Here is a 12,257-nt window from a genome sequence, read left to right as displayed (position 1 = left end):
ATTGCGATCGGACTCTATTTTCGGGCACCGACGGCGTGCTAATTTCTAGCCTGATCGTATCTCTCTTGGAATGTTCCAGGATATTGCCCCATTTGGGCGAGCCCGGCCAAATCGTCCGGGCTTTTTACTTCCAGGTCAACCAGATAAGAACAAACACCTGCCACGACACGGATCAACTGCCCGGCCAGCCGCACCACCAGCCTTTGGCTTTCGAATTTATCAGACAAAAAGAAAACGTTTGCGCAATCGAACAAAAGTGCGTTTATTTTATGCTCGAACGCACAGTTTTTATTTCTTAACATTTTCATCACGTTTTATTTGAGTACATTAAGAGCGAATAAGAAAAACAATGACCCCCACTCTGACAAAAGGACTGAATCATGACGACCCAGAAGCAACACACATTGCTTGGCGAGTGCCTCGCCGAGTTTATCGGCACCGGTTTGTTAATCTTCTTCGGCGTTGGCTGCGTCGCTGCACTGGTATTGACCGGTGCCGAATTCGGCCAGTGGGAAATTAGCATCGTTTGGGGCTTTGGTGTCACCATCGCCATCTACTGCACCGCCGGTGTTTCCGGGGCCCACATCAACCCGGCAGTCACCATCGCCCTGGCCCTGTTCCACGGTTTCGACAAACGCAAAGTCGGCCCCTACATTGCCGCACAAATGCTGGGCGCCTTCTGCACCGCCGCGCTGGTCTACACCCTTTACGGCAACCTATTTGCAGATTTTGAAGCCAGCCAGCAGATCGTTCGCGGTAGCGAAGCCAGCCTGGCCACCGCCGGTATTTTCTCGACTTACCCGAACCCGGCGCTGTCCTTCGGCGGCGCGTTTGCGGTGGAGTTTGTGATCACCGCGGTGCTGATGTTTGCCATCCTGGCGATTGGTGATGAGAAAAACGGTGCGCCGCGCGGCGCCATGGGCCCGCTGCTGATCGGGATCCTGATTGCCGTGATCGGCGGCTCCCTGGGCCCGCTCACCGGCTTTGCCATGAACCCGGCCCGTGACCTGGGCCCGAAATTCTTCGCTTACCTGGCCGGTTGGGGCGATATCGCACTGACAGGCGGCAAAGACATCCCATACCTGATTGTCCCACTGCTGGCACCAATTTGCGGTGCTGCCTTCGGCGGCTGGCTCTACCCGAAAGCGATCGGAGCCTACCTGCCGGGCAACGCACAACCTGAATCAGCACAAGACGCGGAAGCACCTGAAACCGCCAAAGCCTGAGCCGCTCTCGGCTACCCTTATAATGACTGCAAGAGGAAAGCATCATGACTACAGAGCAAAAATACATTGTTGCCCTTGATCAAGGCACAACCAGCTCCCGCGCCGTTGTGCTGGATCACAACGCGAACATTGTGTGCTCGTCACAGCGTGAATTTACTCAAATCTATCCGAAAGCCGGCTGGGTGGAGCATGATCCTCTGGAAATTTACGCGACGCAAAGCTCAACCTTGGTTGAAGCCCTGGCCAAAGCCGGGATCCGCTCCGACCAGGTCGCCGGGATTGGCATCACCAACCAGCGTGAAACCACCATTGTCTGGAACAAAAATACCGGCAAACCGGTCTACAACGCGATTGTCTGGCAATGCCGCCGTACTGCCGACATCTGTAACGAACTCAAAGCGCAGGGCCTGGAAGAGTACATCCGCGACAACACCGGCCTGGTGGTCGACCCGTACTTCTCCGGCACCAAGATCAAGTGGATCCTCGATAACGTGGAAGGTGCCCGCGAGGAAGCCGAAGCCGGCAACCTGCTGTTCGGTACCGTCGATACCTGGCTGATCTGGAAGATGACCCAGGGCCGTGTCCACGTGACCGACTTCACCAACGCCTCGCGGACCATGGTGTTCAACATCAACACCCTCGAGTGGGACGAGAAACTGCTCAAGGCGATGGATATCCCGCTGTCAATGATGCCGGAAGTCAAAGCTTCATCAGAAGTCTACGGCCAGACCAACATCGGCGGTAAGGGCGGGACCCGGATCCCAATTGCCGGGATCGCCGGGGATCAGCAAGCCGCGCTGTTCGGCCAGATGTGTGTCGAAGCCGGTCAGGCCAAAAACACCTACGGCACCGGCTGCTTCCTGCTGATGAACACCGGCAAGGAAAAAGTCGCTTCGCAGAACGGCCTGCTGACCACCCTGGCCTGCGGTCCGGAAGGCGAAGTAGCTTATGCGCTGGAAGGCGCGGTATTTATGGGCGGTGCATCCATCCAGTGGCTGCGTGACGAAATGAAGCTACTTAATGATGCTAGCGACTCCGAGTACTTTGCCGAGAAAGTCGGCAGCGCCAACGGCGTTTACCTGGTGCCGGCCTTTACCGGCCTGGGCGCACCGTACTGGGACCCATATGCCCGCGGCACCATCGTCGGCCTGACCCGCGGCGTCAATGCCAACCACATCATCCGCGCCACCCTGGAAGGGATTGCCTACCAGACCCGCGACGTGCTCGATGCAATGCAGGCAGACTCCGGCATTGAGCTGGCCAACCTGCGCGTGGATGGCGGCGCGGTAGCCAATAACTTCCTGATGCAGTTCCAGTCAGATATCCTCAACACCGAAGTCCACCGTCCGGTAGTGACTGAAGTCACCGCGCTGGGCGCCGCTTACCTGGCCGGCCTGGCGGTGGGTTTCTGGGGCAGCATTGACGAGCTGAAAGACAAGGCCAAGCTGGATCGCAGCTTCATCCCTTGCGGCGACGAGCAGAAACGTCAGCGCCGCTACCAAGGCTGGAAGCGTGCGGTTGAGTGCGCCAAAGGCTGGGCGCTAAACGAAGAGGAAATCTAATCCCGCCTTGTAACAAGTAAACCGGAGGCCTGCCCAGCAGGCCTCTTTTTTATGGATCGCCATAAAACCCGGATGGTCAGCTTACCAACCGTTCACACCCCAATCGCGCCTGATGAAATAAGGCAAACGTTTCCCTTGGTCTGTGATAAAATCGCGACCAGATTTTCAGCCCCCAGTTTTTCCAGATTCCGGAGTTCCCATGAAACGCGATTTAGCAATGGCATTTTCCCGAGTAACCGAAGGCGCCGCCCTGGCCGGCTACAAATGGCTTGGCCGCGGCGATAAGAACGCTGCGGACGGTGCCGCCGTGGAAGTGATGCGCACCCTGCTGAACCAAACCGACATTGCCGGTGAGATAGTGATCGGCGAAGGCGAAATTGATGACGCCCCGATGCTCTATATCGGCGAACAGGTCGGCACCGGCGGTGATGCCGTCGATATTGCCGTTGACCCGATTGAAGGCACCCGCATGACCGCCATGGGCCAGAACAACGCCCTGGCCGTGTTGGCCGCCGGCGAAAAGGGCTCGTTCCTCAAAGCGCCGGATATGTACATGGAAAAGCTGGTGGTCGGCCCCGCCGCCAAAGGGGTCATTGATCTGAGCCAGCCGCTGGCGGTCAACCTGGAAAAGATTGCCGCCGCCCTCGGCAAAACCCTCGACACGCTGACCGTAACCACCCTGGCCAAGCCACGCCACGACGCGGTGATTGCCGAAATGCAGGCGATGGGCGTGCGGGTGTTTGCCTTCCCCGATGGGGATGTGGCCGCCTCGATCCTGACCTGTATGCCGGACAGCGAAGTCGATGTGATGTACTGCATCGGCGGTGCCCCGGAAGGCGTGGTCTCTGCCGCGGCGATCCGCGCCCTCGGCGGTGACATGCAGGGCCGCCTGCTACCACGCCACCTGGTCAAGGGGGATAATGCAGACAACCGCCGCCTGGGCGAAGTTGAGAGCGCGCGCTGTCGCGAGATGGGGATAGAAGCCAACACCGTGCTGCGGATGGAAGACATGGCCCAGAGCGATAACGTGATTTTTGCCGGCACCGGCATCACCAAGGGCGATCTGCTCGACGGGATCAGCCGTCAGGGCAACATTGCCACCACCGAAACCCTGCTGATCCGCGGTAAATGCCGCACCATCCGCCGGATCAAATCGACCCACTACTTAGATCGTAAGGATGACGCCATCAAAGGCCACATTCTCTAACCGGCTCAGGCCGGGTGCCGCTGGCGCCCGGCCACCCGTCATCCCCACCCATACTGAATTTCCCACCTTTTTCCTGTCTGCCACTATACTTAGATTTGTAAAGCTGTTGCTTTATTTACTTGGCTGGCTACATAATAAACCGACACAGGAAAATAAAGCTGCTATGAAAACCATTGATAAAATCCTCAACCGGATGAAACGTGACGGCCCGGTCACCGCAAAAATGCTGGCTGATGAGCTCAGCCTGACGACTATGGGCGTACGTCAGCACTTACAGGGGCTCGAAGAAGAAGGTCTGGTGGACTTTCAGGACATCAAAGCCAAAGTCGGCCGACCGACCCGGCACTGGAACCTGACCGGAAAAGGCCACCGCCGTTTTACCGATCGCCACGGCGAGCTTATTATTCAAATGCTTGATTCTGTTGAAGAGATTTTTGGCACCGACGGACTGAGCCAAGTCGTTGAGCGACGGGAGAATCAAACCTTTGAACAATATCAGCAGGCGATGGCGACCAGCGCCGATTTAAGAGAAAAACTGGAAATACTGACTACACTGAGGGAACAGGAAGGCTACATGGCAGAGCTGCACCAGGACGGCGACTCATTCGTCCTGGTCGAAAACCACTGCCCCATTTGCCATGCCGCCAAACGCTGCCCTTCATTATGCAAATCGGAACTCGCCGTCTTTCAGCGCCTGCTGGGCGCAGAGTATCAGGTCGAACGCAACGAACACATTATTGCCGGAGAGAGGCGCTGCGCTTATCGAATACAAAAAATGTAAATAGGAGAGAATTATGGCCGACTGGATCCCCGCAGAAGTCATCACCAACCGCCACTGGAACAGTGACTTATTCAGCCTGAAATTACAGGCCAATATTGAACCCTTCAAAGCCGGACAATTTACCAAGCTGGGTCTGGAAATTGACGGTAAACTAATCCAGCGTGCCTACTCTTTTGTCAACCCGCCCAGCGATCCGCTACTGGAAATTTACGCTACCCGGGTTGCCGACGGCGAGCTCTCCCCGCGGCTGCATGCCCTGGATTGCGGGGATATGGTCTATATTTCAGCACGTGCCAGTGGCTACTTCACCCTCGATGAAGTCCCGCCCGGCGAGCACCTCTGGCTGCTGGCCACGGGGACAGCCATCGGTCCCTACCTGTCGATTCTGCGTGAACCGCAGGTCTGGCAGCGGTTTCGCAAAATCATTCTCGTGCATGCCGTGCGCTACGCCGCCGATCTCACCTATCAGGCCGAAATCAATGCGCTGAAGGAATACTACCCCGAGCAATTGATCGTGCAGCCCTTCGTCAGTCGCGAGCCTGCGCCGCTGTCACTACCGGGACGGATCCCACAGGCTATTGAAGACGGCATGCTTGAGCGCCATATCGGCCTGCCGCTCACCCCGGAACGAAGCCAGATCATGCTGTGCGGCAACCCGGAGATGGTCCGGGATACCCGTAATGTGCTCGAAACACTGGGTTTTCGCAAAAACCTGCGCCGCAATCCGGGCCAGATCACCATGGAGCGCTACTGGTAACAGGGCTCCCCAACCCCGGATTCAAAATGTCTCACAGCAATCTCATGCATGATCTCAGGAATGAGCCAGCCGCCATCGCGCCGGCTGGCTAACTTTAAGGCATAACACATCAACCAAATTCCTTGTGGCGCGCTGTATCGCACCAGGGAAATAGCAGCGCATCGCGCTCGATGAGGGAAGCTGTTATGCAAGACTTACCGTCATTTGATGAACTCAAAGCCATGGCCGAGAAAGATCCGCAGGCCCTCGAAGCGCTGCGGATTTCAATGAGCGAAGCCATTATCAACCGCGCCAGCCCGGCGATGCAACCGCGCCTGCGGGCCCAGATGAGTCATATCAACCAGGTCATCGCCACAGGCAAAAACCCCAACCACACAAATATGATGCTGATGTCTGAGCTGCAGCAGCAACTCAAGCGCTTTGCCCAGGCACTCAATGCACCGGAGACCCTGACCGAGCATGAGGCCAAAGTGATGCCGTTCAGCCGCCCGGAGGCGTCCGACGACACGCCATCGCGGACTAGTGAGTGAGCTTCATAAAACAATCCCTGTCCATATCGCGGATCTCAACCGTCAGGCTGTTAATCCCCGAACCATGCTGCTCCAGTACCGCCATCAAGCCGCGCGAGAGCGTCCGCTTTTGTGATGGTTCGCGACCCGATAGTAGGCTCAGCTCGACATGAATAAAACTGTTGAGATCGCCCGCCTCACCCACCAGCCAGGCGCGGCACGGGTAACTGCGGGATTTGACGGCCGCGGCTTCAAACAGGCCGCAGCGCAGCAGGCACTGATGTAAGTCTTCCAGTAAGCCGGGGACATTGACCCGCTCCGCAACCGGCTCGGCATATTCCATTACAAGATTCGGCACATTTTCCTCCATGAATATTGCTGGGCTCCATCAGCCCCCCTGTCTACCAGCCACTCACGTTACCCGATCCCCCTGACAGACGCCAAAACCACGGCCGCTTTTTCTATCGCCGATCACGCTCTGTTGTTGCGAGCGCGCAACCGCAAACCACATTTTTTTTAAAATAATCCCTACCAGGAGTTCACTTTTCGCGGTGAAAAAGGTACAACCGGGCACAGAAATGATTTCGGACAGGAAAAATAGCACTGAAAACTGTTATATTTTTTCATTCGCGCGGATACCCAATAGCCTAGTTGTCTGACCGCGTTCAGAGAACTACGCTTTTTGGTATTCTTTTTTACATCAAATTGATTTGGAGAAAAGCTATGCGCCATCCTGTGGTTATGGGTAACTGGAAGCTAAACGGTAGCAAGGAAATGGTATCTGACCTGCTCAAGGGCCTTGATGCCGAACTCAACGGTGTTGAAGGTGTTGACGTAGCGGTTGCTCCACCGGCGATGTACCTGGATCTGGCCGAGCAGCTGATCAGCAAAGCCAGCAACAAAATCATTCTGGGTGCCCAGAACGTGGACGTTAATGCCAGCGGTGCCTTCACCGGTGACATCTCTCCGGAGATGCTGAAAGACTTTGGCGCCAGCCACATCATCATCGGCCACTCTGAGCGTCGTGAATACCACAACGAATCTGACGAGTTCGTGGCCAAGAAATTTGCCTTCCTGAAAGAACACGGCCTGACGCCAGTGCTGTGTATCGGTGAATCTGAAGCGCAGAACGAAGCCGGCGAAACGGTAGCTGTGTGTGCCCGTCAAATCGACGCGGTGATCAACACCCAAGGCGTCGAAGCACTGAACGGCGCGATCATCGCCTATGAGCCAATCTGGGCGATCGGCACCGGTAAAGCAGCTACAGCAGATGATGCCCAGCGCATTCACGCTGCCATCCGTGCCCACATCGCTGAGAAGAGCGAAGACGTTGCGAAGCAAGTGATCATTCAGTACGGCGGCTCAGTGAAGCCAGAGAACGCCGCAGCTTACTTCGCCCAGCCGGACATCGACGGTGCCCTGGTTGGCGGCGCTGCGCTGAATGCTGAAAGCTTTGCTGCCATTGCCAAAGCCGCAGCGGAAGCGAAGAAATAAGCGTCCCGCGATAAGCTTTTGAAAAACCGCCTCCGGGCGGTTTTTTAATACCAATCACAGTAAGTAAGTGATCAGATATAGCGCAGGAAAAATGCTTGAGAACAAGGCAGGATTTTTCGATAAGTAGTTATTCTACAATCAAAAATTCTAACGCAGTTATCGAGCGTTTTAACAAGCTAGGATGACCAGTTATTTACTACGATTGGTATAATACCTCGCTTTTTGAGGCGCTAGACAAAGACACCTGGCGAAAACGCATAAAAAAACCGACGAAGATCGCCGGTTTTCAATGGAGACGAAGCCTGGCTTAAAACAGCTTGTTGGCCAGATCGTACAGATCCGTGCGAACCGGGCGCTTCATGTTCTCAATTGCATCAATGATGTCGTGATGAACCATCTGCTCGTTCTGGATCCCCACGCAACGACCGCCTTCCCCTTTCATCAGCAGCTCAACCGCGTAGGCGCCCATGCGGGACGCCAGGATACGGTCAAATGCCGTCGGCTGGCCACCACGCTGGATATGACCCAGCACAGTCGCGCGGGTTTCACGGCCGGTTTCATCTTCAATATACTTGGCCAGCTCATTGGCATCGGTCATCAGCTCTGTCAGCGCGACAATCGCATGCTTCTTGCCTTTATAGATCCCTTCTTTGATCTTGGCCAGCAGCTGCTCTTTGTTCAGACCGGTTTCCGGGGTAATGATGTACTCACACCCGCCGGCAATGGCCGACATCAGGGTCAGATCGCCACAGTGGCGGCCCATCACCTCAACAATCGAGATCCGCTGGTGAGAAGACGAGGTATCCCGCAGCCGGTCAATGGCATCAATCACAGTATTGAGCGCCGTCAGGTAACCAATGGTGTAGTCGGTGCCTGCCACATCATTATCAATCGTGCCCGGCAAGCCGATGCACGGGTAACCCATTTCGGTCAGCTTCTTCGCCCCCATGTAAGAGCCGTCACCGCCGATCACCACCAGGGCATCAATCCCGTGGATTTTCAGGTTTTCAATCGCCTGGGCACGAACTTTCTCGTCTTTGAATTCCGGAAAACGTGCCGAGCCCAGAAATGTCCCGCCCTTGTTGATCACGTCTGACACGCTTGAACGGCTCAGCTTCTCAATGCGGTTCTGGTGCAGGCCCTGATAACCGTCATACACACCGTACACTTCCAGGCCTTCAGACAATCCGGCACGAACCACACCGCGGATCGCCGCATTCATACCAGGTGCGTCACCACCACTGGTCAAAACACCAATCTTTTTAATCATGGTTACCCTCTGAACTTTGGGAATTGAAAAATCAAATCCGACACGAGTGACCGAGGTTCCCCCTCTCGGTCTCATCAGCACGTTACAGAACTGATGCTCGTGTAAACTGTAACTTTCCTACTAATGTAGGAGTATTACAATTTTGATAAAAACATTTGTTGATTCATGTCACGATCACCTCGGACTCTGGCACCGCTGATCACGGGCTCAGGCCAAGATAAATCAAAACCAATTACATTCGGATGAACAACCAGGCTCCAAAGCGCACAACCCTACATTATGCCCTAAGTATATATCCTGTGATCAGAGCCACCAGCTGCGCGTGAGGGGGAGTGACAACCGTGGGCGAGCTTCTTTTTCATCCATGATAATCACGCCGGCTCCCGGACACTCACTGGGTAATGTTCCGCAGTATAGCTTTTTTACGTTGAAAATTAATAACAAAAAAGGAAGGAATCTGTTTTTCGCGAGGGAAATTTGAGTTTGAGGGATTGAAAGCAGAATCACCGGCCGCAGCAATACTGCGGCCCGGGAAAACTTACTGGTTTTTGTCGGCCCAGCGCTGCTGGCACTCGGCCTGCCGCTCAGCCATCAACTGTCGGTACTGGGTTTTCTGGGCCTCGGTCAGCACACTGAGTATCTCATGACGACTTTCCATCATTGCCACCCGGCGACCCACCTGTTGCTCGACCATGCTCTGCGCCAGCTCGCGCGCCGCAACTTCATCGAAGCTGTCTGCCAACACCAGGGCCTGCATTTGCTGATAATGCGCCCTCATAGGTTCTCGCTGATCCGCAAACCCGGCTTTCATCGCTTCACGTTTGGTCTGGCGCATCGTTTTGAGCTGTTGTTTCTGATCATCGCTCAAATCCAGCTCATACATTAGCTTGCGGCCGCCATCCATGCCGCACCCACCACGGCCCTCACCTTTGCCGTGGTGGCCACCGTAGGCCAGCACTGAAGCCGAACCAATGAGCAGGGGCAGTGTCATCGCCAGCATCATCGTCTTCATCTTTTTCATGTATTCCTCTCCCATCTCGTGGTTTGCAGGTATGGAATAAGCATAACCAGCGCCAGGTAAACTGCTGTCGGCAGAACGTAAAGCTGCGTAAAGCGCCGTGCCCTGACTTGGTTCGGGCGACAAGTTTAGCGATACTGTGACCATCCCGATTCTCCCCCGCGGCCCGGGTCGCGAACAGGCATATAAAAGGTAAGCACCATGACAAACATCCTGCTGGTCGACGATGATACCGAGCTGACGGCATTGCTGACCGACATTCTCGAGCTGGAAGGCTTTACCGTCATTGCCGCCCATAACGGTGAGCAGGGGCTGGCTAAGGTAGACGACAGGATTGATCTGATCCTGCTGGATGTGATGATGCCGGTGATGAACGGCACCGAAATGCTGCGCCGGTTGCGTGAACAGCATCAGACCCCGGTGTTGATGCTGACGGCAAAAGGGGAAGAGATTGACCGGGTGCTGGGCCTGGAGCTGGGTGCAGACGATTATCTGCCCAAACCGTTCAGCGACCGCGAGCTTTTGGCCCGGATGCGGGCGATTTTACGCCGCACCCGCCCGTCGCAGGAGGAGCAACGCGACACTCCCGAGTGCCTGCGCTACCAGGATATAGAGATTTACCCGGGCCGCCAGGAAGCGCTGTGCCAGGGAACCGCGCTGGTCATGACCGGTACCGAGCTGGCGCTCTTAACCCACTTCATTCGCCACCCCGGAACCATCATTGCCAAAGAAGAGCTGAGCCTGCAAGTGCTGGGCAAGCGCCTGACGCCGTTTGACCGGGCGATTGACATGCATGTTTCAAACCTGCGTAAAAAGCTGCCGCCACGCCGTGACGGCAAACCCCGGATCAAAACCCTGCGGGGCAAAGGCTACCTGCTGGTTGAGGCAGCATCACAATGAACCAAACACTTGACCGCTGGCGCGCCGCTGCAACCCGGCATAAGGAGAAGGTGGTAAAACTGCCGCTGCTCTCCAGTCTTTACGGCCGGATTTTTGCGATTTTCTGGCTCACCCTGCTGTTGGTGGTATTAACCCTGGTATTGCTGCCGATCCTCGATCCCCGCACCCAGCACACCATTCCCGAGCCCGATCTGAAACGTTTTCAGGCCTCAGCCGAAAGTGTCGGCTTACGGCTGGCCGATGATCGCGGCCCGCTGTCGCAGCGGCTGCTGCGATTTGCCCATCACAGCCGGCGCAAAGGGTTTCAGCTTTATTTCACCTCAACGGAGGGGGAAATCCTCGCCCCGGACGGGCGCAACAAAGCCCTGCGCAATTTCATCACCATGGCCGACGACCCCACCAAGCCGCGGCAGCGGCTCTACGGACGCTGGATGATGGCCGGGCCGTTTACAATCAGCACCCAGCCGGAGCCGGTGCTGATGTACATCGGCCGGTTCTGGCACCGGCCGCCACCGTTTTTCATTCAGATCCTCGATAAGCCGTTTCAGCTGCTGCTGGTCACCATGCTGGTCAGCACCCCCTTGCTGCTGTGGCTGGCCTGGGCGGTCAGCATCCCGGCCCGGCGCCTGCAACAAGCGGCCGAGCGGGTTGCGACCGGCCAGTTCGAGGCCGATCCGACACTGGAGGCCGGTCCGCGCGAGTTTCGCCAGGCCGGGGCCAGCTTCAACCAGATGGTCCGGGCGATCAACCAGACCATCAGCGGCCAGCAGCGCCTGCTGTCGGATATTTCCCATGAGCTACGCTCGCCGCTGACCCGACTGCGGATGGCAACCGCGCTGGCCAAACGTAAACAGGGCGAGAGCCCGGAGCTGGATAGGGTCGACACCGAGGCTGAGCGGCTGGAGAAAATGATCAGCGAGCTGCTGGAGCTCTCGCGCATGCAGAGTCACGGCCAGGAGCAACGCGAGCACACCGATGCCCGCAGCCTGTGGCAGGAGATGCTGGAAGATGCCCGCTTTGAAGCCGAGCAAAGCCAGAAGCACCTCGACTACGGCGAGCTGGAGGCCTGGCCGCTCAGCGGTAACCCGGGCTTGCTCATCAGCGCCCTGGAAAACGTGGTCCGCAATGCCATCAAGTATGGCCGCGATACCGTTCAGATCCGCTTCACTCCCGGCGCGGCTCAACTGACAATACAGATTGACGACAACGGGGAAGGCGTGCCGGACAATGAACTGAGTGATATATTCCGTCCCTTCTATCGCGTCTCCACCGCCCGGGACCGCAGCAGTGGCGGCACCGGCCTAGGCCTTGCCATTACCGACAGCGCGATTCGCCAGCACAACGGGACCGTGAGCGCCAGCCGCAGCCCCCTGGGCGGGCTGCGGATCTGCATCTCTTTGCCGCTCGACCCGCATCGGCCCTGAGCAAACGAATCAATACATGAAATGGCTTGCCTGCCGGGCGCGGGGGCAGCATTTGCATTTGCGCCCCGCCACCTGACTTGCCACAATGGCGGCACCTTATTTTTCCCTG

Annotated in this window: 13 protein-coding genes; 9 read left to right on the top strand and 4 right to left on the bottom strand. The window is 56.6% G+C overall.

The genetic code is table 11. The annotated features are described in order from the left end of the window. Nucleotides 1–38 precede the first annotated feature (38 nt). The gene (locus NNL38_RS00955) at nt 39–302 is read right to left on the bottom strand and encodes a hypothetical protein (RefSeq protein ID WP_255389183.1); all 264 of its coding nucleotides are present in this window, start codon (nt 300–302) and stop codon (nt 39–41) included. 78 nt (nt 303–380) lie between these two features. Between NNL38_RS00955 and NNL38_RS00950 the strand changes: the two genes are divergently transcribed. From NNL38_RS00950 to NNL38_RS00925, 6 genes are all read left to right on the top strand, one after another. Then, nucleotides 381–1,226: an MIP/aquaporin family protein gene (locus tag NNL38_RS00950; protein ID WP_255389182.1), complete on the top strand. Its 846-nt coding sequence runs from the start codon at nt 381–383 to the stop codon at nt 1,224–1,226. Between the two features lie 44 nt (nt 1,227–1,270). Continuing rightward, nucleotides 1,271–2,788, top strand: a complete 1,518-nt coding sequence (gene glpK, locus NNL38_RS00945; protein ID WP_255389181.1) for a glycerol kinase GlpK — start codon at nt 1,271–1,273, stop codon at nt 2,786–2,788. A 199-nt stretch (nt 2,789–2,987) separates the two neighbouring features. Beyond that, a complete protein-coding gene (gene glpX / locus NNL38_RS00940; RefSeq protein WP_255389180.1) occupies nt 2,988–3,995 on the top strand; it encodes a class II fructose-bisphosphatase in 1,008 nt (335 codons plus the stop codon). A 163-nt stretch (nt 3,996–4,158) separates the two neighbouring features. After that, complete coding sequence (locus NNL38_RS00935) at nt 4,159–4,776, top strand: helix-turn-helix transcriptional regulator (protein ID WP_255389179.1); 618 nt, start codon at nt 4,159–4,161, stop codon at nt 4,774–4,776. 13 nt (nt 4,777–4,789) lie between these two features. Next, the gene (locus tag NNL38_RS00930) at nt 4,790–5,533 is read left to right on the top strand and encodes a ferredoxin--NADP reductase (protein WP_255389178.1); all 744 of its coding nucleotides are present in this window, start codon (nt 4,790–4,792) and stop codon (nt 5,531–5,533) included. Nucleotides 5,534–5,718: 185 nt separating this feature from the next. Beyond that, nucleotides 5,719–6,063, top strand: coding sequence for a DUF3135 domain-containing protein (locus tag NNL38_RS00925; protein ID WP_255389177.1), 345 nt, complete (start codon nt 5,719–5,721; stop codon nt 6,061–6,063). Here the strand turns inward: NNL38_RS00925 and NNL38_RS00920 are convergent. Beyond that, complete coding sequence (locus NNL38_RS00920) at nt 6,053–6,400, bottom strand: 5-carboxymethyl-2-hydroxymuconate Delta-isomerase (RefSeq protein WP_255389176.1); 348 nt, start codon at nt 6,398–6,400, stop codon at nt 6,053–6,055. The genes NNL38_RS00925 and NNL38_RS00920 overlap by 11 nt on opposite strands. Before the next feature lie 365 nt (nt 6,401–6,765). On the opposite strand from NNL38_RS00920, the gene tpiA reads away from it, so the two are divergent. Next, nucleotides 6,766–7,536, top strand: coding sequence for a triose-phosphate isomerase (gene tpiA / locus NNL38_RS00915; RefSeq protein WP_255389175.1), 771 nt, complete (start codon nt 6,766–6,768; stop codon nt 7,534–7,536). A gap of 307 nt (nt 7,537–7,843) precedes the next feature. On the opposite strand, the gene pfkA is transcribed toward tpiA, so the two are convergent. Further along, nucleotides 7,844–8,806 carry a 6-phosphofructokinase gene (pfkA, locus tag NNL38_RS00910; protein WP_255389174.1) on the bottom strand — a complete coding sequence of 321 codons (963 nt, stop codon included), beginning with the start codon at nt 8,804–8,806 and terminating at the stop codon, nt 7,844–7,846. A 538-nt stretch (nt 8,807–9,344) separates the two neighbouring features. Then, nucleotides 9,345–9,827 (bottom strand): CpxP family protein, encoded by a 483-nt coding sequence (locus tag NNL38_RS00905; protein WP_255389173.1) that lies wholly within the window; start codon nt 9,825–9,827, stop codon nt 9,345–9,347. Nucleotides 9,828–10,025: 198 nt separating this feature from the next. Between NNL38_RS00905 and NNL38_RS00900 the strand changes: the two genes are divergently transcribed. Both NNL38_RS00900 and cpxA read left to right on the top strand, forming a co-directional pair. Beyond that, entirely contained in the window at nt 10,026–10,724 is a 699-nt protein-coding gene (locus NNL38_RS00900; RefSeq protein WP_255389172.1) for a response regulator, read from the top strand. Then, a complete protein-coding gene (cpxA, locus tag NNL38_RS00895) occupies nt 10,721–12,148 on the top strand; it encodes an envelope stress sensor histidine kinase CpxA (RefSeq protein WP_255389170.1) in 1,428 nt (475 codons plus the stop codon). The genes NNL38_RS00900 and cpxA overlap by 4 nt, the downstream gene beginning before the upstream one ends. Nucleotides 12,149–12,257 lie beyond the last annotated feature (109 nt).

It is taken from the genome of Photobacterium atrarenae (assembly GCF_024380015.1).
GTDB classification, from domain to species: Bacteria; Pseudomonadota; Gammaproteobacteria; order Enterobacterales; family Vibrionaceae; genus Photobacterium; species Photobacterium atrarenae.
Note: the sequence above shows the minus strand (reverse complement) of the source record. Positions and strands in the feature narration are given on the sequence as shown.

What these genes read in the sequence shown, in the direction of transcription:
- pfkA (WP_255389174.1), bottom strand. Translation starts at nt 8,806, where the DNA reads ATGATTAAAAAGATTGGTGTTTTGACCAGTGGTGGTGACGCACCTGGT.
- glpK (WP_255389181.1), top strand. Translation starts at nt 1,271, where the DNA reads ATGACTACAGAGCAAAAATACATTGTTGCCCTTGATCAAGGCACAACC.
- cpxA (WP_255389170.1), top strand. Translation starts at nt 10,721, where the DNA reads ATGAACCAAACACTTGACCGCTGGCGCGCCGCTGCAACCCGGCATAAG.
- NNL38_RS00905 (WP_255389173.1), bottom strand. Translation starts at nt 9,827, where the DNA reads ATGAAAAAGATGAAGACGATGATGCTGGCGATGACACTGCCCCTGCTC.
- NNL38_RS00930 (WP_255389178.1), top strand. Translation starts at nt 4,790, where the DNA reads ATGGCCGACTGGATCCCCGCAGAAGTCATCACCAACCGCCACTGGAAC.
- NNL38_RS00955 (WP_255389183.1), bottom strand. Translation starts at nt 302, where the DNA reads ATGTTAAGAAATAAAAACTGTGCGTTCGAGCATAAAATAAACGCACTT.
- NNL38_RS00935 (WP_255389179.1), top strand. Translation starts at nt 4,159, where the DNA reads ATGAAAACCATTGATAAAATCCTCAACCGGATGAAACGTGACGGCCCG.
- tpiA (WP_255389175.1), top strand. Translation starts at nt 6,766, where the DNA reads ATGCGCCATCCTGTGGTTATGGGTAACTGGAAGCTAAACGGTAGCAAG.
- NNL38_RS00900 (WP_255389172.1), top strand. Translation starts at nt 10,026, where the DNA reads ATGACAAACATCCTGCTGGTCGACGATGATACCGAGCTGACGGCATTG.
- NNL38_RS00950 (WP_255389182.1), top strand. Translation starts at nt 381, where the DNA reads ATGACGACCCAGAAGCAACACACATTGCTTGGCGAGTGCCTCGCCGAG.
- glpX (WP_255389180.1), top strand. Translation starts at nt 2,988, where the DNA reads ATGAAACGCGATTTAGCAATGGCATTTTCCCGAGTAACCGAAGGCGCC.
- NNL38_RS00925 (WP_255389177.1), top strand. Translation starts at nt 5,719, where the DNA reads ATGCAAGACTTACCGTCATTTGATGAACTCAAAGCCATGGCCGAGAAA.